16 protein-coding genes and 1 pseudogene are annotated in these 24,868 nt (G+C 36.1%); 8 read left to right on the top strand and 9 right to left on the bottom strand.

Annotation, left to right across the window (positions count from 1 at the left end):
* Positions 1-21: 21 nt before the first annotated feature.
* The 5 genes and pseudogenes from Q3Y49_RS07895 to Q3Y49_RS07875 form a co-directional block, all read right to left on the bottom strand.
* Positions 22-2,138 (bottom strand): annotated as a pseudogene (locus Q3Y49_RS07895) (S9 family peptidase).
* Positions 2,139-2,594: 456 nt separating this feature from the next.
* Positions 2,595-3,158 (bottom strand): hypothetical protein, encoded by a 564-nt coding sequence (locus Q3Y49_RS07890; protein WP_303271760.1) that lies wholly within the window; start codon positions 3,156-3,158, stop codon positions 2,595-2,597.
* Positions 3,159-3,210: 52 nt separating this feature from the next.
* Entirely contained in the window at positions 3,211-5,592 is a 2,382-nt protein-coding gene (locus tag Q3Y49_RS07885) for a PKD domain-containing protein (protein WP_303271759.1), read from the bottom strand.
* A 227-nt stretch (positions 5,593-5,819) separates the two neighbouring features.
* Positions 5,820-6,536, bottom strand: coding sequence for a LytR/AlgR family response regulator transcription factor (locus tag Q3Y49_RS07880; RefSeq protein WP_303271758.1), 717 nt, complete (start codon positions 6,534-6,536; stop codon positions 5,820-5,822).
* Entirely contained in the window at positions 6,505-8,013 is a 1,509-nt protein-coding gene (locus Q3Y49_RS07875; protein ID WP_303271757.1) for a sensor histidine kinase, read from the bottom strand. The genes Q3Y49_RS07880 and Q3Y49_RS07875 overlap by 32 nt, the downstream gene beginning before the upstream one ends.
* A gap of 219 nt (positions 8,014-8,232) precedes the next feature.
* Here Q3Y49_RS07875 and uvrA point away from each other — a divergent pair, with 219 nt between their 5' ends.
* The 3 genes from uvrA to Q3Y49_RS07860 all read left to right on the top strand — a co-directional run bounded on the left by uvrA (position 8,233) and on the right by Q3Y49_RS07860 (position 12,524).
* Positions 8,233-11,058 (top strand): excinuclease ABC subunit UvrA, encoded by a 2,826-nt coding sequence (uvrA, locus tag Q3Y49_RS07870; protein WP_303271756.1) that lies wholly within the window; start codon positions 8,233-8,235, stop codon positions 11,056-11,058.
* A gap of 87 nt (positions 11,059-11,145) precedes the next feature.
* Complete coding sequence (locus Q3Y49_RS07865) at positions 11,146-11,700, top strand: TetR/AcrR family transcriptional regulator (protein WP_303271755.1); 555 nt, start codon at positions 11,146-11,148, stop codon at positions 11,698-11,700.
* Positions 11,701-11,744: 44 nt separating this feature from the next.
* Complete coding sequence (locus Q3Y49_RS07860) at positions 11,745-12,524, top strand: SDR family NAD(P)-dependent oxidoreductase (protein WP_303271754.1); 780 nt, start codon at positions 11,745-11,747, stop codon at positions 12,522-12,524.
* A gap of 143 nt (positions 12,525-12,667) precedes the next feature.
* On the opposite strand, the gene Q3Y49_RS07855 is transcribed toward Q3Y49_RS07860, so the two are convergent.
* The 3 genes from Q3Y49_RS07855 to Q3Y49_RS07845 form a co-directional block, all read right to left on the bottom strand.
* Positions 12,668-13,117: a hypothetical protein gene (locus Q3Y49_RS07855; RefSeq protein ID WP_303271753.1), complete on the bottom strand. Its 450-nt coding sequence runs from the start codon at positions 13,115-13,117 to the stop codon at positions 12,668-12,670.
* A gap of 52 nt (positions 13,118-13,169) precedes the next feature.
* Positions 13,170-14,018, bottom strand: coding sequence for an HAEPLYID family protein (locus Q3Y49_RS07850; RefSeq protein ID WP_303271752.1), 849 nt, complete (start codon positions 14,016-14,018; stop codon positions 13,170-13,172).
* Positions 14,019-14,105: 87 nt separating this feature from the next.
* Complete coding sequence (locus Q3Y49_RS07845; RefSeq protein ID WP_303271751.1) at positions 14,106-14,486, bottom strand: hypothetical protein; 381 nt, start codon at positions 14,484-14,486, stop codon at positions 14,106-14,108.
* A gap of 106 nt (positions 14,487-14,592) precedes the next feature.
* On the opposite strand from Q3Y49_RS07845, the gene gdhA reads away from it, so the two are divergent.
* The 4 genes from gdhA to Q3Y49_RS07825 all read left to right on the top strand — a co-directional run bounded on the left by gdhA (position 14,593) and on the right by Q3Y49_RS07825 (position 18,515).
* The gene (gdhA, locus tag Q3Y49_RS07840) at positions 14,593-15,951 is read left to right on the top strand and encodes an NADP-specific glutamate dehydrogenase (protein WP_303271750.1); all 1,359 of its coding nucleotides are present in this window, start codon (positions 14,593-14,595) and stop codon (positions 15,949-15,951) included.
* 72 nt (positions 15,952-16,023) lie between these two features.
* Positions 16,024-17,496 carry a DUF5687 family protein gene (locus Q3Y49_RS07835; RefSeq protein ID WP_303271749.1) on the top strand — a complete coding sequence of 491 codons (1,473 nt, stop codon included), beginning with the start codon at positions 16,024-16,026 and terminating at the stop codon, positions 17,494-17,496.
* Positions 17,497-17,499: 3 nt separating this feature from the next.
* Entirely contained in the window at positions 17,500-18,207 is a 708-nt protein-coding gene (locus tag Q3Y49_RS07830) for an ABC transporter ATP-binding protein (protein WP_303271748.1), read from the top strand.
* 77 nt (positions 18,208-18,284) lie between these two features.
* Positions 18,285-18,515, top strand: coding sequence for a hypothetical protein (locus tag Q3Y49_RS07825; protein WP_303271747.1), 231 nt, complete (start codon positions 18,285-18,287; stop codon positions 18,513-18,515).
* 198 nt (positions 18,516-18,713) lie between these two features.
* Here Q3Y49_RS07825 and Q3Y49_RS07820 read toward each other — a convergent pair whose 3' ends face one another.
* On the bottom strand, positions 18,714-21,260 hold the full coding sequence (locus Q3Y49_RS07820; protein WP_303271746.1) for a M14 family metallopeptidase: 2,547 nt from the start codon (positions 21,258-21,260) through the stop codon (positions 18,714-18,716).
* A 251-nt stretch (positions 21,261-21,511) separates the two neighbouring features.
* On the opposite strand from Q3Y49_RS07820, the gene Q3Y49_RS07815 reads away from it, so the two are divergent.
* The gene (locus tag Q3Y49_RS07815) at positions 21,512-24,838 is read left to right on the top strand and encodes a TonB-dependent receptor (protein ID WP_303271745.1); all 3,327 of its coding nucleotides are present in this window, start codon (positions 21,512-21,514) and stop codon (positions 24,836-24,838) included.
* The last annotated feature ends 30 nt before the right edge of the window (positions 24,839-24,868 follow it).

Genomic DNA, 24,868 nt, shown 5'->3' with positions numbered 1-24,868 from the left:
GCAACTAAATTCAAATAATTATTACTCCTTTAATGTATCCTCAAAAAGCTCAAATATCCTGCGGTATTCGTCCGTCCAGCTGCTTGGCTCTACAAAACCATGGCTTTCAACTGGATAAACTGCCATTTCCCAATTCTCTTTCTCTAACTCAATCAACCTTTGGGATAATCTTACCACATCTTGAAAATGAACGTTAGTATCGACCATTCCATGACAAATTAATAAATTTCCTTCCAGACCTTCAGCAAAATAAATCGGTGAACTTCTTTCGTATGCTATTGGATCTCCTACTGGCGTATTTAAGATGTTACTGGTATATCCATGATTATAATGAGCCCAATCTGTAACCGATCGCAAAGCCGCACCCGACTTGAAAGTTTCTGCTTCATTAAATAAAGCCATTAATGTGATGAAACCGCCATAAGAACCTCCATAAATTCCAATATTGTCTTTATCTACACTTAATTCATTTACCAAATAGTTGGCCCATCAACTTGGTCGCTTAAGTCTTTACCTCCCATATGACGATAGATTCCTGTTCTCCAATCTCGTCCATAGCCTGCACTGCCTCTATAATCAATGTCCAAAACCGTGTAGCCATTGTCCGCTAAAAGATTATGGAACATATATTCCCTGAAATAAGAACTCCACCATTGATGTGCATTTTGTAGATAGCCAGCACCATGTACAAAAATCACAGCTGGTTTGCCATTGCTTCCACCTTCAGGTTGATAAAGTCTCGCATGAACTTCTGCCCCGTCTTGCGCTTCAAAAGTGATATATTCCGGAGTTCTCCATTCGTAAGATTGAAATTCATCAGAAATGGAACTCGTAATTCTTTTGGCTTCAGCATTCGACTGATTATCCATTACATATAATTCCCACGGTTGAGTGGCAGTACTTTTTCTTAAAGCAATTTTGCTTTCATCGGGAGAAAGATCATATTCCATTCCGCCTTTATCAGAAGTCAATTGCTCCATCTTTCCTCCATCAACTGGCATTTTATATAAATTTCGAATGCCTGGACTTTCAGGATTAGCTAAGAAATAGAAATGGCTTTTATCATTGGACAAATTCACATCATATATTTCAAAATTGCCTTTAGTCAATTGCTTTTTCTTCTTTTTTGATTTGGACAAATCAACTGAATAAAGGTGGCTGTAACCGCTTTCTTCGGATTGAAAATATAACGTTTTATTATCTGCTAAAAATCCTTTAGTAGAACCTCCCCACGCATAGCCTACGCCCGGTCCCGCAATCCACGCTTCGTCCCTTTGTCTGTCGATAAGCTCTAATTCCCCACTTTCAGGATTAAGCAAAAACAGCCATCTATCTTTATTGTCAGTAGCTCTTGCATCAATCACCGTATATTTTCCATCCTCTGAAAATAAAGGCGATTGAAAAATCATTTTCCTTGTTTCAAAATCTTCGTCTTTTCTTTCAGGGTAGTCACTCCAAAATTCGGGAATTTGATTGAGTCCTTCTACTTCCTCAATCCTCACCAATTTGTTTTCTCTAGTCTTCAAATTGAAAACACCTAGTTCCATATGAGCTTGCTCTCCTCCTACTTTTGAGCGTGCTCTTAAATCTTCTGTATTGCCTGATTCAGTCACATAGTCTGGTACGATAGTATTATCATTTCCATTGGGTGAAATATATAATCTGTAAATGATGTAATTTCCATCAGGACTTATACTGGATTCAATTAATCTTTTACCATCTAAATATACGGTAGGGATGCCTTCAGACTTAATACTTTCCTTATATGCATCGGACTTTTCCTCTTTTTCTTTTCTCTCCTTAAGTACACTAATTAATTCAAGTTGCTGATTATTAAGCCATTCCTCCTTCTCGGACTTTTTAGCTGTTTTCTCTTGAGGCTCAGAACCTGTACTAAATTCTACCAACTGTCTGTTTTTGCCTGTTTTCCTGTCCCAAACAAAGATATTATTATCCACTACATAGAACATTTGCTGTTCATTATACAAAAAACCAGCATTGGAAATTCGCTCTGAGGTTTCTATTAAGCTTTCAATATTACCAGTCTTTATCTCAGCCAAGAATAGATTACCATTTCGGATAAAGATTTTTTCCGTCTTTGCTGCATTATAAACTCCTCTCCTGTCAGGATAAGACATCTCTTTCTGATGATTGATTGGCACGATTTCACCTTCTAGAAAATCATAGGTATAAAGCGAGTCATTGGGATTATTATTTGGATTCCAATCAAAGAAAAGTTGATCACTGTTTTCACCCCAATAGAAATTATCGGGGGAGTGGCCGATCCAGACAGGATCACGCATGATTTTCTGAACACTTAATTCTCCTAATTCTTGGGCAAATGTTGTTGATAAACTAAGAATAAAGAAGCAAAAACTGACATATAATTTTCTCATATAAAATGGTCTTTAAAAACTGAGAATGAAACTACAATTTTATAAGAGGATGTGGAAATTATATTTGATAAAAGGAGGAATGGGTTATTTATGTGAAGCAAAAAAACCGCTTCCAAAGGAAGCGGCTTTCCGGCTTAAAATGAAAAAACAACACCTAAACAAACACCTGTTTTGTTTAGGTCTCGTTTGCCTATCTGTTTACATTTTTAAACTTAGTCCAATTGTACCATAGCTGAATGAACCTCTTCCTCCCTCCAAATACATCCCAAAATTTTTGCTGAAGAGATATCTAAAACCAAATATTGGCCCAGCACTTAACCTCACCTGATTTGCTTCAATGTTTTGAAAGTCACCTGAGTACAAATCAAAATTTAATCCCATAATTAAAGTGGCATAAAAATCCCATTTTTCATCAACGTCAAGTTCTAAAAGCTCATTAAGCAAAACATCTGTTAAATGGAACGTAGCTCTCCCTCCTACAGCAAAAATGGAGTAACCACCATTGAAACCACTGCCTGAATAGTTCCAACTTGCAATTCCAACGTATGGCCCAACTCCTATAAATTCACCGAGACCAACCTCATAATTGGCAGTTATTGCTGGAATTGAGAAACTTCTGTTATAAACAAAGCCATAACCATAATACCCAAATCCTAAGCCGGCATTGAGTATATTGTCGCCCTTCTCAAATGATTGTCCATTCGTATCAAATGCAAAAAGACTCCCTATTATTACTAATATTATAATTGTTATTTTTTTCATGATCATCAATTTTTAAAAATGAGAGCAGTAATGCATACTGCTCTCAAATTATTTAGTCTATCAATACAGCTCCAGAAGTGTTATTAGAAAAAGTATTATTTGCACTTACTCCTAGAACATCATTTACTGAAGCGCCTCCGGACTGATCAATCACGATTCCATATCCGCTAGATCCCAAGAATTGTGAGTTGGTAATACTTATCACTGAATTACTAAAAACACCCAAATTACACTTGAAATCTGCATTACTTGGAAAAGGCATTTCAGAAAATCCTCCATTACTGATAATCACATAGTCAAGCTTGTTATTTGCATTTGCTGAGGCTATTCTTAAGCCTTCCCACTTAATTCCACTAGTTGAAGTGAAAGTGATCTCATTGCCATCTGTACCTTCGGCTATGATTGAACCATCAATTTGTATATATATATCTTCTCTTGCCTCAAAGTATGCTCCCGCGGCAATGGTCAAGTTTCCATTTATATCAAGACTTCCATCAATAATGTATTTTGAAGAGCCGTCTAACTTATTCCAGGTAACAGTCTCCTCTGGTACTAGCGAAGAAGCAAAGATTTCAACCTCTCCCTGTGTGTTATTGGAAAAAGTAGTAGCACCATCCAACTTAGAGACATGGAATGCATTTAGGCTAATTGCGGTTTGATTATCTGAAAAAATATTATTGGAAAACGATCCTAAATCTGATAAATCATCATTTACGTGCAATCCATATCCATCGCCATTAGAAATAGTAGAATTAGTTAAATTTAAAAATCCGCCTGCATCTAATGCTACATTAGCTTTATAATCTGGACTACTGGCTAATGCCCACTCAGAATTTCCAGCGTAAGATACTTCTACATTGTTCAATGTGTTATTTTGATTGGATGATTCAATATAAATTCCCTTCCAGAAAAAACCAGCAGAAATATTGGAACTTGTGAAAGTAATCGTGTTGGACTCCCCTCCGTCTGCAGTGATACTACCCCCTGAATTGATTGAAAAATAAACATCTTCATCAAAGGTAAAATTGGATCCTGCTTCAATAGTAAGATTGCCGTTAACATTCAAATCTCCACTTACCCTGTATGCTGTAGTTCCGTTCAATTTGCTCCAAGTTACTGTTTCAGTGTCCGGTAAGGTTGAACCAAATACTTCAACATCTGCATTTGCATTACTGTTAAAAGTAGTTGCGCCATCTAGTTTAGCAACAGTTATGGCTCTAACTGAGATTCCTCTGTTATTATTTTCAAAGACATTGTTGGCAAAATTTCCTAAATCACTTTGGTCATCATTTACGTGAACTCCATATCCGTCACTGTTGCTGATAGTAGAATTTTCGATATTTAAATAACCACCTTCATCTAATCCAATATTAGCTTTATAATCTGCACTACTACCAAAGGCCATTTCTGAATTTCCTGCATATTCTACCGTAGTATATTCAAGACTATTCCTTTGATCAGACGATTGAATGAAAATTCCTTTCCACAATTGACCAGCATCTATATTAGAAGAAGTGAACTTCACCCCGTTTTCTGCTAATCCATTTGCATCCAACACTCCACCTGATCCTACATATATTTGAACGTTCTCATCCAAAATCACATTCACACCTGGGTCTATTGTTAAATATGCGGAAATGGTAATATTTCCAATCACTCGATAATCTGGCAAGCTAGGATCATCATAAATATCTTCCCACGTAGTTTCTTCTGTTACATCTGCATCAATAATAACTGGTGAAACTTCAGCTTCAATAGTCACTTCTGCAGTGCTTTCATTTCCTTCCCCGTCATCAACAGTTAACATAATTGTATAATCACCTTCCAAATCTGCTGTAAAATCCAAAGTTGCAGTTGCTTCATTTGCCAAGGTAGCATTGCTATTGCTCGGTGCTGAAGTTAGCTCCCACAAATAGGTCAAATTATCACCTTCAGGATCTGTTGAATTAGCTCCTGATAATTGGAAGGTATTACCTACATTTACTACGTTATTGTTGTTATCTGCAGTAATTAGGTCATTATTTGTATCTGTAATCACAGCCGTTGGAGCTTCATTTGCATTAACTTCTGCTGAAATCAAGACATCATCTGTATCTGTATTTCCGTCAGGATCTTCGACAGTCACAGTTGCAGCATAATCCCCTGCCACATCAGGAACAAAAGTCGCACGATCACTTGATGCATTCGATAAACTTGCATTACTCCCTGTAGGTGTTTGCGTTAATTCCCAGCTAAATGTTAAAGTCCCTCCTTCAGGATCCGAAGAGTTACTCCCGTTGAGCGTTACCGTGCTTCCTACAAAAGCGCTAATATCTGTTCCAGCATCTGCAACCGGTGGTTTACCAACCTCAGGATCATCTTCTTTACATGAAATCATTACGAGGAGAGCTACTACTAGCATGCTCCATTTTCTTAAGTGTTTTAAATTTTTCATAATTGTTTAGATATAGTTTTTCCTTTCAAGATACATCACACCAACTTTCTCTTAATTGGGTCAGAATTTACAAATAAATGTCCTTTTAAACGTTCTAAAATTCTATAATTAGTGCAATTTTATCTATATATATAACAATTATACAGCTAAAGAAAAGATTATGCAACTGAGAAATAGTGTATGATACTTCTGAATGAGTGAAGGGTTTACTTGAGTGAGTAATCAATCTATACTTTTAAAAAAAGAGTAACCTTTTCCTTATAGCTTTTTGAAATGGGGTATATTTTCTTATTCATCATTTCTAATGAACCTCCATCGCTTTTCAGATATTTACTGATAAAATTTGCATTTATGAGGTATGATTGGTGAATCCGTAAGAAAGCATTAGACTTGATTGCCTGCTCAATATGTTTCAATGTTTTACTAACTGTGATGCTTGTACCATCTTTCAAGTGGACTTTACAATAATTATTATTGGACTCACAGGCAATGATGTGATCGTATGGAATGTAAGTTGTACCATGCATATCATTTATAGCCAACCTTTCACTTGTAAAATGTTTTTCCTCCTTTATTTTATCATAATAGATTTTTGAAACAACTGCTTGCAACTCTGAAGCTTCAATGGGTTTAAGTAAAAAGGCCTCAGCCTTAAATTTATATGCTGGAATAGCATATTTACTATGTGCTGTTGTAAAAACTACCTTAGCACCAATATCCCCAATTGTTTCTAAAAATTCCAAGCCATTCATTTCAGGCAAATCAATATCCAAAAATAAGATGTCTGGCTTTTCTGAAATTAACATAGTGCTAGCTTTGACTAAATTCTGAGCTTCCCCTACAATAGAAATTTGATCGCTACAAAACCGATCAAGGTCGAACCTTAAGGTCTCTAGGCAATGAAGCTCATCATCAACTAATATTGCTGTCAGTTTTCTTTCCATAACTAATTAGTGGTAAATATAATACTACTTTTGTTCCACCTGGTGCTCCGTCATCTAAATATAGATCCTTTATTTCCAGCTTCGCTCGATCACTATCCAGTAAGTCTAAACGCTTTTGAGTAAGATCAACAGCCATAGATTTTTTCTTTCCTAAGCCAGCATATCTCTTTTCTTTAATATTCTTATTTCTGCCTTTTCCATTGTCTTGAACTTCAAACTTAATTAAAGAATTAGATGCTAAGCTTATTTTTAGACTGAGTACTTGATTTGGTTTGTCCATATCAACGCCATGAACTATAGCATTTTCCAAAAAGGGTTGCAGAATAAGGGGTGGAATGCTTAGCTTTCGTGCATTAATGGAACGATCCACATGAACAGAATAATCAAAACTACTATCCGCACGCATACGCTCGATTCTAACATATATTTTAAGCATTTTCAACTCCTCTTCTAGACTCACATAATCATTTTCACTACTTTCCAAAATATACCTCACAAGTCGTGAAAAATCCGTTAAGTAATCATAAGCTTGATGCGAATCATTTTTGATAATTAAAGCTCTGATAGCATTTAGAGCATTAAATAAAAAATGAGGCTTCATTTGACTTCTTAGCGCAGTCATTTTTACTCTATCGATTTCCTTTTCAAGTGAAAGTTTCAACACCTTTTGCTTTTCCCTTTCAAAAAGTTGCTGCTCAGCAATGAGTGCTTCACTACGTTCCAGCACCTGCCTTTTCAAATCTTCATTATAAGTATTCAGAAGTTCTTCTTTTTCTTGGATTTCAGAAATCATCCGTTCTTTAAAAATATTTCGCTCATTTTGAATCAAATTTGATCTATAAGCCAGTCCTAGCGAAAAAAGTAAAATTTCCAGTAGTGTACCAATCCGCATATAAATAACATCCAAAGCGAAAACTGAAATAACTGCCCCTAGCAAAAATAGAATAGAACCAACCATATAGAAAATCACCAATCTGTTTTTACTCTGAATCAAAATCACTATTTGCATATAGACGGTGGCAAGAGTTGCAAATGTGCGTTCTATGTAAGACAGCCAATCGTTAAACAACATGTTATTGAAAGTGCTAATGTTGAGAATGGAAAGTCCTACAGCTAAGAAAAAGATTATCCTGACGAAATAGGCCGCTCTAAAGAAAATAGGATAATCTTTTTTTGCATTTAAAAACAAAATCCCAAATTGAAGCGCAGCAAAATGAGCAATGTATTGAAAAGTATCAGATATGTAAAAATTTATTCTGGGAAAATATGCTTCTATTTCGCTAATTATTGAAATGTATATAAATTCTGACCTGGAAAACAGATAAATACCGAGGACAAAAATATATAAAGAGTAATAGAAATATATCGCTTTTTTTTCATAAAAATACACTCCCAGTGCGTACAATAGGACAAAAAACATGATTCCTAAAAAACCAATATTGACAAAGTCAATTCCGTTTATTTGATTATGATACATTCCTATTTTGAATATATAGTTCTTCTTAAATGCTATATTAGTAAAAAAATGATCAAATCCTTATTTTAGAATTATCACCCTGATAATAAGTATCATAAACCAAATAAGTATTAAAGCTGTACTTGATTTTCAGTCCTGCAGCAGATAGTTTAAATTCAGTTAACTTATCCTCCCAACAAATTCCTTTTTCTCGGGTTAGCCTTTTATCTTTGTAAGCTTATGGAAGTAGTAGAAAAATCAAATGGTCAGGTAGATTTTGAAAGCCTTGATCCTAAAAAATATATCATTATTAAAGGTGCCCGGGTAAATAACCTTAAAAACCTGAGTGTTGCCATTCCTAGAAATAAATTAGTTGTTGTCACAGGACTATCTGGTTCCGGAAAATCATCCTTGGCATTTGATACGCTATTTGCCGAAGGGCAAAGAATGTATGTGGAAAGTTTGAGTTCTTATGCCCGACAATTTTTAGGTAGAATGGAAAAACCTGAGGTAGATTTCATCAGGGGTGTTTCTCCAGCTATTGCCATTGAACAAAAAGTCAATACTCGAAATCCACGCTCCACAGTTGGTACCACCACTGAGATTTACGATTACATGAAACTCCTTTTCGCTAGAATTGGTGTTACTTACTCCCCTAAAAGTGGGAAAAGAGTGACTAGAGATACAGTTAGTAGTATATCTGATGAAATCCACAAGCATAAAGAAGGAGAAAAATTTATGGTTTTAGCTCCTTTAATTGTACCCAAAGGAAGAACGTTACAGCAAGAGTTAGAATTGCTACTAAGTAAAGGTTACACAAGGGTTGCACATAAAGAGGAAGTCCTTTTTATAGAAGACATAATTGAGGAGAAGCAGGAACTGAAAAGAAAGGATTTATATATTTTAATTGATAGGGCTTCTGTTCAAAAAGAAGATGAAGATAATCAATTCAGAATATCGGATTCGATTCAAACAGCTTTTTTTGAAGGACATGGGGAGTGCATTATTGATTACGTAGAATCTGAAGGCAAAAAGGAATTTAATGATCGATTCGAACTAGACGGGATACAATTTGAAGAACCCACTATCAATTTATTCAGCTTTAATAATCCGTATGGCGCTTGCCGAACTTGCGAAGGCTTTGGAAAAATATTGGGAATAGACGAAGATTTAGTGATACCTGACAAAACACTTTCAGTTTATGAGGGAGCCATTGCACCATGGAAAGGTGAAACCATGAAAAAATGGGCTGAACCACTATTAAAGCGTGGTATTGAATTTGACTTCCCTATCCACAGAGCTATTGAGGAATTAACAAAAGAAGAATACCAACTACTTTGGGACGGGAATAAATATTTCAAAGGCTTAAATGCTTTCTTCGAGCACTTGCAATCCAAAATGCATAAGATTCAATATCGGGTTATGCTTTCCCGCTACAGAGGTCGGACCACTTGTCCAGATTGCAAAGGCACTCGTTTGAGAAAAGATGCAGGATATGTAAAAATAAATGACGCCTCTATAATTGAATTGGTTTTAAAACCTATTGATCAATTGCTAGCTTTTTTCGAGAAGATAGATTTGACAGAGAGTGAACAGAAAATAGCTGGTAGAATCCTGAAAGAAATAAATAGCCGATTAGAGTATTTGCTAGAAGTAGGCTTGGGCTATCTCACCTTAAATCGTTTGACTTCCACTCTATCTGGAGGAGAATTTCAGCGAATTAAATTGGCCACTTCGCTAGGAAGTGCTTTGGTAGGTTCCATGTATATCCTAGATGAACCTTCAATAGGATTGCACCCACGAGATACTGCCCGATTAGTAAAAGTACTCAAAACCTTAAGAGATTTGGGCAATACGGTGATCGTAGTGGAACATGAAGAAGAAGTGATGATAGAAGCCGATGAAATAATTGATATTGGGCCTGATGCGGGAGCTCATGGTGGAGAATTAGTATTTCAAGGAGACCTGGAAGAATTAAAAGAAGCGGACAACACACATACTGCACGATTCTTAAATGGAAGCAATGAGGTAGCAGTTCCCAAAAGTAGAAGGAAATGGAAAAACAGCATTTCCATAAAGGGAGCTAAAGAAAACAATTTGAATATCAAGGAGGTAAAAATTCCTTTGGAGGTTTTGACCGTGGTAACTGGGGTCAGTGGTTCTGGGAAATCAACTTTGATCAAAAAGATATTGAACCCGGCTTTGGCCAAAATGATTGGTCAGGGAAGCAGCGAGAGCACAGGCAAATTTGAAAAGCTGGAAGGAGATTATAAAAAAGTAAAATCCATAGAATTTGTTGATCAAAACCCTATCGGAAAATCATCTAGATCTAATCCAGTAACCTATGTAAAAGCCTATGATGCGATAAGACAATTATTCTCAGATCAAACTTTAGCAAAGCAACGGGGCTATAAACCTGCTTTCTTTAGTTTCAATGTAGATGGAGGTAGATGCGAAATGTGTCAGGGTGAAGGTATTCAGAAAATTGAAATGCAGTTTATGGCTGATATTGAACTGACTTGCGAGAGTTGTAAAGGTCAGCGATTCAAAAATGAAATTTTAGAGATCAAATATCAGGATAAAAATATAGCGGATGTACTTGATATGACGGTAGAAGAAAGCTTAGAATTCTTTGCTGGAAATAATCCCGTAATCAATAAATTGCAACCCTTATTTGATGTTGGCTTGGGCTACATCCGCCTAGGTCAATCATCTAATTCTTTGAGTGGTGGAGAAGCACAACGAGTAAAGTTAGCCTCTTATTTAGGTAAAGGGGGAAGTGCAAAAAATGACCACAATCTCTTTATTTTTGATGAGCCAACCACTGGTTTGCATTTTCATGATATCAAAAAACTGCTTGAGTCTATAAATGCTTTAATCGAGCAAGGCAATTCAGTGATTATTATTGAGCATAATATGGAAGTGATCAAAACAGCCGACTGGATAATTGACTTAGGTCCTGAAGGTGGTGAAAAAGGTGGGAAGGTTGTTTTTGAAGGGCTTCCAGAAGAGATGATCAAGTTGAAAAATAATTATACCGCAGAATTCTTGAAGAGCAAACTTTAACATTCCAAGCGCCACGTTACAAATGTCTATGAAAAATATTTTCTAAAATCTAAAACCGAATGAACATTCATTCGTATATTTGCATCAATGAATAAAAGAGAACTTATTTTACAAACGACATTAGGTCTGATCACGGAGAATGGATTTCATGCTACTCCTATGTCAATGATAAGCAAAAAAGCAAAAGTTGCGGCTGGCACTATTTATCACCACTTTGAAAACAAAGAGGTTTTGTTAGAAGCGCTATATACTGAATCGAAGCAGAAAATGGGAAGAGCTATGCAACTAGCAACAGTCGGTGGTCAAAATTATGAAGCTGATTTTAAATCTATCTGGATTTCGCTGTTCATCTTCTATGCCGAGAATTATGAAACTTTTCAATTTCTTGAACAATATGCTCAGTCTCCTTTTATCCGCAAAGAAACTAAAGAGGAACAGAGAAAACATTATCAACCCATCATTCAATTTTTAAATGACGGAATTGATAAAGGACTTCTTAAATCAATAGATGTTGAAATTTTAACTGAAATGGTTCATGGAACTGTGGTTTCAGCAGCAAAAATATTCCACCAGCAAAAAAAACTCACTAAAAAATCTATAGATGACTTAGCACAGTTTGCCTGGCAAGCTGCAAAAGCATAAAAATTTTAAAATAAAACCGAATGAACATTCAATCTAGTAAAAAAATGAAAACAGCATTAATAACAGGCGCTTCTTCAGGCATTGGCTTGGAGCTAGCAAAAATTCACGCACAACAAGGAGACAATCTAGTGTTAGTCGCCAGATCAGAGAAAAAATTAAATCATCTGAAAAAAGAATTAGAAAGTCAATATGGCGTTTCAGCTGCAGTATTTGCTTTGGATCTTTCAAAGCCCGATGCTGCGCATCAGCTTTTTGACCTAACGGAGAAGGAAAATATTGAAGTTGACTATTTGATTAACAATGCCGGATTTGGTGATTTTGAACAATTCCATAAATCCGACCTAACGAAAGCGACTCAAATGATTGATCTTAATATTTCGAGTTTAACCATTCTGACAAAGTTATATCTCAACGGAATGCTGGAAAGGAAATCAGGAAAGATAATGCAACTTGCTTCTACAGCATCCTTTCAACCCGGACCTTTCATGGCAGTATATTATGCCACGAAACATTACGTATTAGCATTTTCCGAAGCCATTGCCGAAGAGCTTAAAGGCACTGGCGTTACAGTCACTGCACTCTGTCCTGGGCCAACTACCTCAGGGTTTCAGGATGCCGCAGATCTAGGCGATTCGAAGTTAGTAAAAGACAAAAAATTGCCAACTTCAGCAGAAGTAGCTGCATACGGCTATAAATCGATGATGAGAGGAAAAAGAGTTGCCATTCATGGCTTGCAAAATAAGCTGATGGCTTTTAGTGTCCGCTTTACGCCTAGAAGCTGGGTTACAGCCTTGGTCAAAAAACTATCGGAGAAGGTTCAATAGAAATATTGGCATAATTCTCGAGTCTTAATTGTCAAGTTTACCTTTTGCTGTGTTTTCACTAAAGTTGTCACCGACCCTCCAATAATCTTTGGATTTCTTATGAAAACACAGCAAAGGGCTTTCAGGCCATGTTGAATTTCAATTTAGTCTATCCTATTGAGTTTGAAGGTAAAAAAACCATTGTCTTCATAAATTTCTAGGTTTAAGTTATTAAATCCAATTCTTGTGGCATTGCTGTAAAATCCAAACCGTTCCCGATGAATAAGGTCGATAAACTCCATATCTAAAGTATACAGTCGTTCATTACCTTCCGATGTTATTGTTCTATGTAAAGTTAAAAACCAATCGCCTTCAAAGTAGGCATCTAATGAGGCATCATAATATTCCGCAAATCCATCATCATAAAATGTAATTTCATCTCCCCTATAATCATCTAGAATATTTTTTCGAAATAGAGCAAAATCACCTTTGTAAAAAGCCCTATCAAAGTACCATTTTCCTTCAATTCGGTTTTCTCTTCGCTCTAATCTGCCCCTATCGGTACAGGATGAAACAAAAATAACAATCAGTAAAAAGTAGGATAGCTTTTTCATAAGTCTGATTTTTGATTTATTTTTCTAAACCAAAAATCAGACCAAAATAATTTTATTTATGTCTATGCCCAGGTTCATAAATTAATCTTATGAAACTGCTCAAGCGTTCTCTTTCTCTATTTATGGGGATTCCTCCTACAATACCAATCAATAGCTTATTTGAAATTGAAACCCGCATTTGGGGTCTGATAGTCATGTCAAAATCGTCTTGAGCAAGAATTTTATTAAATTCTACCCCTATAAAATTACGTGTATTCGGAATCATATAATGAAAGTTCGTATTAATCTCGTACTCAAACTCTCTTTTCAATTCCTTATTAAACGGAATAAACCATCTTGGGCCAGTATATATTAATGAATGAAACCCGTTTCTCCAGTTTGTGGCTGCAATTAGAAATGGGTTGACAACATCCCCTTGAAAGACCGAGCTAGTAGAGATACTATCTAATGGTGTAAAGACGAATTCGTTAATACCGCCTACAGCCATAGAGGTATTCATTTTTTCCGATACTAAAAAAGTCCATTGAAATGCTTTTTTGATAGATTCAATCCTGTTGGAAGGTCGCGTCCCATTAGCACTTTCCAATCCATTAGAGGTATATATAGAAACTGGAACTTCAATTTCAAGCCCCAACCTGTCCTTTACAGCCCATTCATATTCTACCAAGGCTTCATACTTATCATAGTTCAACCTGTCAAACATCCCTAAGCCCACATTCCATTCGCTCTCTCCTTTTCTTGCTCCTAAATCACGGATAAGGTCAATAAAAAGTGGCTCTGCTTGTTCAATCTTTAAAGGTAGTTCTGTACTGTCATTTTGTGCTTCTTGCGCATTAGTGAAATTGATGGCACATAATAGTGCCAATGCTATAACAATAGCTATAGATTTATTGTAAATCATCTTTTTAATATTTTAAATGAAGTAAACCCTAAAAACTATGGGTATAAAATAATTTTGATCAACCGAGAGGCTGATTTTCTAAGAGATTTACAGAAGTTTGGGTGGTGGCGTATCAAGAAATTGATATCCTCTTGCTAACTTAAAATGGGGATAAATAAATTGATTTTTACTAAGAGTAATTCTTTCATGATTCAATTCGATAATCAAACTGTTGCTTAAAAATTTCTGCAAGGTATCTACTAGATTATCTGAACTATCATCGTCTTTATCTGTCTCAACTAGGTCAGAATCTGTTGCATTTTCGACCAGTACTTCAATTAAACCAGAATTACTATTTTCAAATTCATCACTAAACTGGATGGATTCCATTTCTGGTATAAGTATATTGTTGAGCATAATGCCAATCAAAGACAAAGAGATAATTAATTTCCCTGATTCTCCAGCAAGATATACCCTAAGTTCCTTCAATATTATTTTGAATCTTCAATTTTGAGCAACAAACGTATGGAGAAGCTGGTTGGTTTAATAATTTTCACCATATTTAAATCTAAAATATACCCTAAGCTAATTTCTTATGTCTGAAAACGAATTACTAGAGCAGATCAAAAAGAGAAATCCCAACGAACCGGAATTCATTCAAGCGGTAGAAGAAGTGATATCTTCCATAGGGGTAGTCTTTAAAAAGCATCCTGAATATCACCGATTAAAGCTTTTGGAAAGAATGGCAGAGCCAGAACGACTCATCTCCTTCAGAGTTAATTGGTTGGATGATAGTGGTGAGGTTCAAGTCAATAGAGGTTTTAGAGTTCAAATGAACAGTGCCTTAGGCCCTTACAAGGGTGGTTTACGATTCCACCCTTCTGTAAACCAAAGTATTCTCAAGTTTCTAGCATTCGAACAAATATTTAAAAATGCTTTAACTGGTTTGCCATTAGGTGGTGGTAAAGGCGGTGCAGATTTTAATCCAAAAGGAAAATCTGATGGAGAAATCATGCGCTTTTGCCAGTCTTTTATGGGCGAATTATACCGTCATATCGGGCACTTCACTGATGTGCCGGCTGGCGATATTGGAGTAGGAGGAAGAGAAATAGGCTATTTATTTGGTGCTTATAAGAAATTACAAAATGAATTCACTGGCGTACTGACCGGAAAAGGTAGAGAATGGGGCGGCAGCTTAATCAGACCAGAAGCTACTGGCTATGGATTAGTATATTTTTCTCAATATATGTTGGAGAAAGTAGACGATAGCTTAAAAGATAAAAAATGCATTGTTTCTGGGTCAGGAAATGTGGCTCAATTTACTTTAGAAAAATTAATTGAATTAGGTGCTAAACCAATTACTGCCTCTGACTCCTCAGGCTACATCATTGATGAAGAAGGATTTGATACCGAAAAGCTAGAACACATCAAGGAAATTAAGAATGTTAATAGAGGGCGGATTTCTGAGTACCTGGAGAAATATCCTGATGCTACTTACGAAGAAGTAGACCAAGATAAAGATCATAATCCGCTGTGGACCATAAAAGCTGATTGCGTGTTTCCTTGTGCTACGCAAAACGAAATAAATAAAAAAGATGCCGAGAATTTGAAAAAATCAGGCATTCAGTTATTGACCGAAGGGGCCAATATGCCCTTAACAACCGAAGCAATCGATGTGATTTGTGCTTCAGAGGTTTTATATGCCCCTGGCAAAGCTACTAATGCTGGTGGTGTAGCCGTTTCTGGATTAGAAATGAGTCAAAACAGAATTGGAGTCTATTGGTCGAGAGAGGAAGTGGACGAGAAACTGCAAACTATCATGAAAAATATCCACGATAATTGCGTAAAAACTGCGGAAGAATATGACCTCAATCAGCATGATTATTTGGCTTCTGCCAACATTTTCGGCTTTTTGAAAGTAGCAGATGCAATGAAAGCTCAAGGTGTAGTGTAGTACATTCCTTTATTTGTAATCTTGAACTTCAAACCATAATTTAAGTAATATTAACTATCAACGAAAAACAGTATGAAATGGATTTTACGGCACCAATGGATTAGTTTCAGACGATCTCCCTCCTTTCAGAAGGATATCGGAATCAAGATCTTTCTAGGGCTTCTTGGATTTCTGGTGTTGGTCAATTTAATATTTGTAAGCGCTAACCTGAATGAAACACTTGAAGCACTAGGCATTGATTCTGAGCCTAGCCTATTAGTAAACCAGTTTCTACTTTACTATTTCGTAAGTGAATTAGCAATTCGTTATATTATGCAGACTGTGCCTGTTTTGGATATTGAGCCTTATTTGCATTTACCTATTCGTAGAAAGTTAATTAGTAGATTCTTGGTTTTTAAATCAATTATCAACCCATACAATCTGATTGCTCCGGCAATTTTTATCCCGCTGACAATTAGTACTTTTATTCCTGCTATGGGATTGGGGAAATCATTAACTTGGTTAGCTTTTACTCTCGTATTATCTCTTTGTCTACATTTTTTCAATATTCTTTTGAAGAAAAAATTAGAAAGCAAAAATATCGTTTGGATAATTTTCGTCCTCATTATTTTAGTTCATTATGCAGGAAATCAATATTTCAACTTTACATTAATTCCATTAGGCGAATGGGCTGTAGCGATCTATAATTCTCCCTTGCTTTTGTTTATTCCCATAGCTTTGCTTGGCTACTTGATCTACATCAGCTATCAATTTTTTAATCAAAACTTATATGTAGAAGATTTATTCGATGCTAAAATGATGTCAGGGGAACAACTAACCAGCCGATTAAGTGGCTGGGAAAGTAAAGGACTAATCAATACGCTTATCGTTCAAGAATTAAAACTAATCCTACGCCATAAGAGAAGCAGATCGAGCATCTTAATGGCTGGACTATTTTTATTTTATCCGTTGCTGATATTTAGCATGGGAGAAGAAGCACAAACGAACGTCATGCCAATTTTTGTCAGTATATTTTTTACAGGCATATTTATTATTCAGTATGGACAATTCCTATGGAGCTGGAATACCAACCAAATGGATTTCTTTTTGACTAAAATAAATCCTTATACGCAATGGGTAGAATCCCGATACCGTTTGCTAATCTACTCAGTTCTTATCACATCAGTTCTCTCCCTACCTTATTTTTATTATGGATATGAATTAATGATGATCATGGGAGCTACAGCCATTTATAATATTGGTATTAACAGTATGTTGATCATGCGCATGAGTTTATGGGGACCAAAACCAATCGAGTTGGATAAAAGCTCCATGATGAATTATCAAGGTGTAGGGGCCGCACAGTTTGTTGTAGGAATACCACTAATTGTTGGACCTATAGCTGTATACGCTATTTTTGCAAACATTTGGACTTCGGAAATTGGAGTTTTAGCAATTGCTTTGACAGGACTAATTGGTTTAATCTTTAGAAAAGCCTTTTTTAATGCAATAGCCAAGAAACTAAAAAAAGATAAATATAAACTCATCCACGATTTAACAATATAGAAAGTGATCAAGATTAACAACCTTCAAAAAAGCTACAAAAACATAACTGTTTTAAACATTGCCGACCTCCATATACCTGCAGGCCAGTCTTTTGGACTTGTTGGAAACAATGGGGCCGGAAAAACCACACTTTTACGTCTCATGCTTGATTTAATAAGAGCCAGTGAGGGTGAAGTCATAGTTGATGATGCAGCCGTGCATAATAGTGAAGAATGGAAAAATTTCACAGGTTCTTTTATAGATGAGAAATTCCTGATTAGCTACCTGACCCCAGAAGAGTATTTTCAATTCACTGCCAAGATCCGAAACGTGAGTAAGGGAGATTTAGATCAGCATCTTCAATTATTTGAAACCTTATTTAATGATGAAATTTTTGGTAAAAAGAAATACATTCGAGATCTATCCAAAGGAAATAAGAAAAAGCTAGGGGTAGCTGCAGCTCTATTAGGCGACCCAAAACTCGTTTTATTAGATGAACCTTTTGAAAACTTAGATCCAACCAGCCAGATCCGTTTAAAGAAAATCATACAGCAATTTCAAAAAGAAAAATCCGTGACTTTTGTGATTTCAAGCCACGACCTCAACCATGTAACTGAAATATGTGAACGTATAGTTATTTTGGATAAAGGAGAAGTAGTTAAAGATATCGAGGTAACAGAACGGACATTACAAGATTTAACGGACTATTTCGGAGAGAATGCCAAAGAATAAAATCAAAAATTACTTAAAAATCTGACCCGATTCATAAATTACAGTGTGATCTAAGTACAACACTAAATCATACTATTATGAAAAATATTTTTTATGTACTTGTATTGGCGGGTATTTTCACTTGTGGTCTTAGCTCATGTGGAGGAGAAGAAATTGATGCTTGTATTGGAGTTGCTGACAACGCAGCTAGCCATGATGATGCAGTACTTGCCTGTGATGATTGCTGCAGAAGTAATGGATACAAAAGAGGGATAACTACTACCAAAAACTCTAATACTACTTGTGAGTGTAGCGGAGAAGACGACTGAATACAACTGAAAAAAACTATAGATTTTTAATTTAGCTAATTTTTAAGTTACCCTTCGAAGATAAGCCTTGAAGGTAAAACCTGTCAGGTATTATTTTGAAATTGATGATGAAAATTGTTTCATTCGCATACTGTAATTTCAAGAGACCTAACAGGTTTTTTAAGAAATGTTCCGTGTGGAAAAAGCAAAGAAACTAAATTACTCTCCGGCACTTCCACTAATCGTTTGTCCGTAAAAAATAGCATTTATCAGTAAGCGGTTAGTCCCGTACCAAAATGCTCTAAAATTAGTATTGTCAGTGAACGAAATGACTTTACCTCCTCCTATTCTACTAACAGTTACTGCTGAAGTGCCTTTTAATTTCTCAGCATTTTCTTCTGAAATATAGCCATTCAACAAGGGTGATTGCGTATAGCGAATCGGATTTGCATATTGATTTTTGGATTTCTCCATGAACAATGTGCTGTTTCTGAATACAGGCATTTTTGCATTTTTCAAACCATATGCTAAAGGATGGCTTAAATCCAGCTCTACTTCAAAAATTGCACCCCCAATTACTTGCGCGCCTCTGTTATTGCCTAGGTCTTCATAGGCTTCATAACCAGTTGTATCTGCTTTATTATCCATGAATTTTACTTTGGTCAGCTTCTGATCAGAAAGCCATTTTGCTGCCGATTTATATGCTATAATAGTCCCGCCTTCTTGAGCCCATTGCTGTATTTTATTTTTTTGACTGCCGATACTTCCATAACCCCAGCCATTAGGCATCATCAATACATTATATCGACTTAAATCCGCCCTGCTAAAGTCATTAACATCTATTTTAGTAATCGGCATTTCATAATGCTGATCCAATAAAAACCACATTTCACCTGCATCATAAGGACTGATCCCATCACCAATGATCATGGCAATTTTGGGTTGATTCAAAGATTCAAAAGATGGACTTCCCAAATTAATTCCTTTAGTATTTCCACTTTCTACAGCATAAATTTCCACTCCAGAATCTTGAATAGCTTCTTCTAGAATTTGATAAATTTGTATAGGCGATTGTTCTTGTTGTTGCACTGGGATCAAAATCGAACCTGTAGCCAAAGTGGTCCCATCATTCAAAATGACCTCCTTGGTATTCACTTTAGTTCTTAAACCTGCTTTTTGAATTTTAAAGAGTGCCTTAGGTGCATAGAAATCATGCCATTCCATGATGTAGGCGTATTCACTTTTGCCACCTTTAATGTTTCCTTCAGGTCGCATAGTAGCTTCAAATTTATCCCCCAATAATCCGGTATTGAAACTTCGCTTATCAAGGCTTTGGTAATCTAAGTTAAATGACATCCCCATATTAAAGGCGGATACATCATAAAAAAGACTATCTTTAAAGCTCGTTCTCACGTCAAAAATCGCTTTTACCAATCTGCTCTGGTACTGATTCATCGGTATGATATAACTGTTGTCAGTTTGAAAACCATTGGTAGTTTTAGCTAATTTGTGCACCTCAATTTCATGGCGATCTAGCATCTCTGCAAATCGAAATAGTTTAGATTCATCTTGATCCGAAACCACCCAGGCTTGTACATCTCCCTCGGAAGCCATATTCACAGAATTTTTATAGAAATCTCTCTGGAAACCAAGTAATTCCTCGCGCATTTCATAAGCAGCTTGAAGGGTACTGAGAGAAGCAGTAAATTGATTTTTTATAGTAAATGGAAATTCTAAGACCCCATTTACGCTTTCCTGCGCATGTCCTCTGGAACTAGCTTGCTCAAATAAAATACCTATTGCACCTTGCACATCAGGGAAAGTTGAGCCTTTTCCATAGTAGAAATCATCGAAGCTTTCTTTGCTGTAATAAAGAGAACCTATTCTATCCAAGAATTTTGCATGATAAGTTCCAATTTGTCCGGTCAGATCTTGATTTTTCTGTGGGGTAATGGGATGCGTTCTTTCCGGAATTCCAGGTTGAAAAAAGAACGTGCTATTGGTTCCCATTTCATGATGATCAGTTACTATATTAGGCTTCCAAGCATGGAATTGCGCAATTCTACTCTGCGATTCAGCTAATTGAACCGGCAACCAGTCACGGTTCATGTCAAACCAATAATGATTTGTTCTTCCGCCAGGCCAAACTTCATTAAATTCCCTGTCATTTGGATCTGTAACTAAGTTTTCGCTTTTATGCATGTTTGCCCAGGTAGCAAATCGATTTAAACCATCGGGATTAAAAGAAGGATCTAATAAAACCACTACATTTTTAAGTTTATCCTCAATATCTTGGCCTTTAGCCGCGGCCAAATAATAGGCTGTTAACATAGATGCATTACTTCCACTCGGTTCATTTCCATGAATGGAAAAACCCATCATGATGACAGAGGGCATTTGGGCAATATTTAAATTTGACGAAGAACTAGGGTCAGTTAATTGTTTATGTTCCTTTTTTATCTTGTCGATATCTGCATGATTATCAGGATGAGTAATTGTCAATAGTAGTTGAGGTCTGTCCTCATAAGTTTTACCTGTTTCAATTATTGTAATCCTATTGGAAGCATCGGCTAATGCTTTCATATAATAGACCAACTTATCGTGCGTAACATGCCATTCTCCTACCTGATGTCCGATGACACTTTCAGGCGTTGGAATGGAAGAATTATACTCTACACTATCGGGTAAGAAATAGGATAAATCCTTTTGGGCAAAAGAATTATTGACCATGAACAAAATGACTACAATGCTGGCTAAATATTTCATAATTTAATTATTGGATTTTCGAAACAAACTTAAAAGTCAAATTAAGGAGAAAATTTGAGATGACCATTTTTAATTGTTTAAACGGCAGTTTTCTGTTTTCTATTAAAAAAAAATTAAATGCTTACACTTTAATGTTAACTTAATGTTAATTTTACGCAACTGAATTATAATCAATACTTAACCTATCAAAAAGGATATAGATTGATTAGGAGGTTAATTTTGCATTAAATCAAAAAATAAAATCAGAAGAAATGAAGAAAATTTTACAAAGTTTATGTGTAATGGCGATTTTGCTGGCTTTCGCCACAGGATCGGCTTTAGCGCAGGGTGTAACGACATCAGGTCTATCCGGTGTAGTGACAGATCCAAATGGAGAAGAATTGCCTGGAGCTACTGTACAGGCTGTACACAATCCATCAGGTACAACTTATGGGGCTGTAACAAATGTAAGTGGTAGGTTTAGAATGCCAAACGTCAGAGTAGGGGGGCCTTACACACTGACTGTAACTTTCATTGGCTATCAAGAATATGTTGTAGAAAACATTAACTTATCTTTAGGTCAAACACTTAACCTTGATATTTCTTTAGCTGAAGAATCAACTATTCTACAAGAAGTTGTAGTTAGATCTACTAAAGGCCAGGCTATTGATGGTGACAGAACTGGTGCATCTACGAATTTATCTAACGAGAGAATTGCTTCAATGCCAACAATTAATCGAAGTATCAATGACTTTACTCGTTTGAATCCTCAATCCAACGGCACTAGCTTTGGTGGAGCAGATAGTAGATACAATAATTATACAATTGATGGTAACTTGTACAATAACAACTTTGGATTAGGAAGTTCACAATTTGCAGGTGGAAACCCAATTTCAGTAGATGCAATTGAAGAAGTACAGGTAAACGTTGCTCCATATGACGTAACGCAAAGTGGTTTTACTGGAGCTAGTGTAAATGCGGTTACAAAATCAGGTACTAATAGTATTCAAGCCAGTGCTTATACGCTATTCAGAAATCAGAACACACAAGGTACTACGTTAAATGGTGGGCAAGATGTACCATTTTCTGAATCTAAAACTCAAATTCATGGTGTTACTTTAGGCTTGCCAATTATTAAAGATAAACTATTCTTTTTTGGTTCATTTGAGTTCGAAGACAATGCTATTCCTGGTGATACTCGTAGAGCTGCTCGTCCTGAGCAAGGTTTATTTCCAGATTTTGAACAAGGAATCGCAAGAATGACAGCTGATCAAGCTCGTTTTGTGCAAGAGCAAATGGAAGAAATATACGGATACGAAACTGGTGCTTTTGAAAATTATCCATTTGAAGATGTCGCAACAAGATTAAACTTTCGACTAGACTATAATTTAAATCAAGAGAATAAAATTATGGTTCGCTACAATAATTTTCAGCAAAGAAGAGATGTTGGAATAAATGGTAACAGTATTCGCGGACTTCCTCAAAGTGAGAGATTCAGAAATACAAATCGATTTGGTAATGAAGCATTAACTTTCAGGAATGGAAATTACGGAAGTGAGGAAAACGTTCAGTCAATTGTAGGTGAATGGACCTCTACTATTGGTAGCAACATGGCTAACAAATTGAATGTAGGATATACTAGTTCAGTTAGTCAGAGATTTATTCCTGGAGACCAGAACTTCCCAATGTCTGAAATTTTAGAATATGACGGTTCAACACCTTTGTATTTTGCTTCTTTAGGAACGGAGTTATTTACGAGAGGTAACCTATTAGACAATAAGACTTTCAATATTACTAATAATTTCAACTACTTTATGGGAGACCATACCTTCACAGCTGGTGTGAATTTCGAATATATGACTTTCGATAATGCCTTTAACCCAACTTGGGATTCTTGGTATAGATGGAACTCATATGATGATTTCGTAGCAGCAGTAATTGATCGTGATCCAAGCGTTCGTCCAGCAGGTTTTGCTATTGGATTTACTTATGATGAAAATAACCCATTCGAATTACCAACAGATAGAACTCAGTTCGGTCAGGTAGGCCTTTATTTACAGGACGAATACCAAGCTACCGAAGATCTAAAATTGACTTTAGGTGTACGTGTTGAGATGCCATTTTATCCAATAGATGCTCCTAGAAACCCAAGAGTGGAAGACTTAGGAATTAGTGTAGAGAATCCAAGAAATCCAGGTGAATTCATTGAGCCACGAGTTGATCAATTCCCTTCTGTCAATCCAGTTTTTTCCCCTCGTTTTGGCTTTAACTGGGATGCATTAGGTGATAAGTCATTACAAGTAAGAGGTGGTTCTGGTATTTTCACTGGACGTCCAATTTTCGTTCATTTGTCGAATCAAGTTAATGGCAATGGTGTAACTCGTGGATTTATTGGTTTATTACCTGATCAGTGGGGACAAGATGGAAATCCTACTTGGGATGGTTTCCAAGCAGATGTTAATTACTATCGACCTAATCCGGCAGAACAAGAACCAACTGTTTCTAGTTCTTTGTCAGTTACCGATGAAAATTTCAAGTTACCACAGACTTGGAGAAGTAACTTAGCAGCAGATTATGTTTTGAATGGATTTGTTTTCACAGCAGAAGGTATATTCTCTAAAGATTATAACACTCCGTTCAGTGCAAATTTATCAAGTGTGCCTACTGGTGAATCAATAAATATTGCTGGGAATGCATACCCAACCTACGATCAAGTTGCTTTAGGTGGTGCTATAAATGAACTTTACTATTTAACAAACATTAACGACCGTACCTATGCTTCATTGACTATAGGAGCTGAAAAAAACTGGGGGAAAGGGATCTTTACGAGCTTAGCATATACTAGAAGCCAGACAAGAGACTTTGGTTTAATTGGTGGATCTCAAGCAGCTTCATTATGGCCAGGTGATGTACAGGAAGGTAGAAATAATCCTGAAGAAGGATTCTCTCGAAACGATCAGCCTAACAGAGTAGTAGGTTTGATTTCATTTAACACTAAAGGACTGAATGAATCAAACAACACATCATTCAATTTATATTATTCTGCTGGAGAACAAGGTAGATTTTCTTATACTTATAGTGGCAACTTGAATGGCGAAGGATCGGGAACTTCTCTAATGTATATTCCTGAAAATTTAGAAGATGCTCAACTAGTAGATAGAGTAAGTGGAGGTTCGATTGTTCAAACTGCACAACAACAGTGGGATATATTGAATAACTACATTGAAAATGATCCCTACCTAAGCGAAAATAGGGGCTCTGTTTCTGAAAGAAACGGTGCTGTTTTGCCTTGGTTACATAGATTGGACCTTTCCATTGTTCAAGATATAAACTTAACGAAAGATCCAACTGCACACAAACTTCAATTTAGAGCAGACATCCTGAACGTTTTAAACATGATGAATGATTCTTGGGGTGTAAGTAGACAAACTGTTCAAAGAAACTTGATGAATTTTGAAGGTACTGATGGAAATGGAAATGCACAATTCACCATTAATCCTATTCAAGGGGAATCGACTTTCCCGACAGATGTTACTGTACCTAACTTTAGCTTGGGTCAAACTTGGAGTGCTCAATTTGGTGTGAAATACATCTTTTAATTGAAAGTGAAAAAATTTAAAATAAATATT

This window comes from Marivirga harenae (assembly GCF_030534335.1).
Taxonomy (GTDB): Bacteria; Bacteroidota; Bacteroidia; order Cytophagales; family Cyclobacteriaceae; genus Marivirga; species Marivirga harenae.
The sequence above is the reverse complement of the archived record's forward strand: the minus strand, read 5'-3'. Positions and strand labels throughout refer to the sequence as shown.

What these genes read in the sequence shown, in the direction of transcription:
- uvrA (WP_303271756.1), top strand. Translation starts at nt 8,233, where the DNA reads ATGGAAGTAGTAGAAAAATCAAATGGTCAGGTAGATTTTGAAAGCCTT.
- Q3Y49_RS07875 (WP_303271757.1), bottom strand. Translation starts at nt 8,013, where the DNA reads ATGTATCATAATCAAATAAACGGAATTGACTTTGTCAATATTGGTTTT.
- Q3Y49_RS07815 (WP_303271745.1), top strand. Translation starts at nt 21,512, where the DNA reads ATGAAGAAAATTTTACAAAGTTTATGTGTAATGGCGATTTTGCTGGCT.
- Q3Y49_RS07860 (WP_303271754.1), top strand. Translation starts at nt 11,745, where the DNA reads ATGAAAACAGCATTAATAACAGGCGCTTCTTCAGGCATTGGCTTGGAG.
- Q3Y49_RS07825 (WP_303271747.1), top strand. Translation starts at nt 18,285, where the DNA reads ATGAAAAATATTTTTTATGTACTTGTATTGGCGGGTATTTTCACTTGT.
- Q3Y49_RS07820 (WP_303271746.1), bottom strand. Translation starts at nt 21,260, where the DNA reads ATGAAATATTTAGCCAGCATTGTAGTCATTTTGTTCATGGTCAATAAT.
- Q3Y49_RS07890 (WP_303271760.1), bottom strand. Translation starts at nt 3,158, where the DNA reads ATGAAAAAAATAACAATTATAATATTAGTAATAATAGGGAGTCTTTTT.
- Q3Y49_RS07850 (WP_303271752.1), bottom strand. Translation starts at nt 14,018, where the DNA reads ATGATTTACAATAAATCTATAGCTATTGTTATAGCATTGGCACTATTA.
- Q3Y49_RS07855 (WP_303271753.1), bottom strand. Translation starts at nt 13,117, where the DNA reads ATGAAAAAGCTATCCTACTTTTTACTGATTGTTATTTTTGTTTCATCC.
- Q3Y49_RS07885 (WP_303271759.1), bottom strand. Translation starts at nt 5,592, where the DNA reads ATGAAAAATTTAAAACACTTAAGAAAATGGAGCATGCTAGTAGTAGCT.
- Q3Y49_RS07835 (WP_303271749.1), top strand. Translation starts at nt 16,024, where the DNA reads ATGAAATGGATTTTACGGCACCAATGGATTAGTTTCAGACGATCTCCC.
- Q3Y49_RS07880 (WP_303271758.1), bottom strand. Translation starts at nt 6,536, where the DNA reads ATGGAAAGAAAACTGACAGCAATATTAGTTGATGATGAGCTTCATTGC.
- gdhA (WP_303271750.1), top strand. Translation starts at nt 14,593, where the DNA reads ATGTCTGAAAACGAATTACTAGAGCAGATCAAAAAGAGAAATCCCAAC.
- Q3Y49_RS07865 (WP_303271755.1), top strand. Translation starts at nt 11,146, where the DNA reads ATGAATAAAAGAGAACTTATTTTACAAACGACATTAGGTCTGATCACG.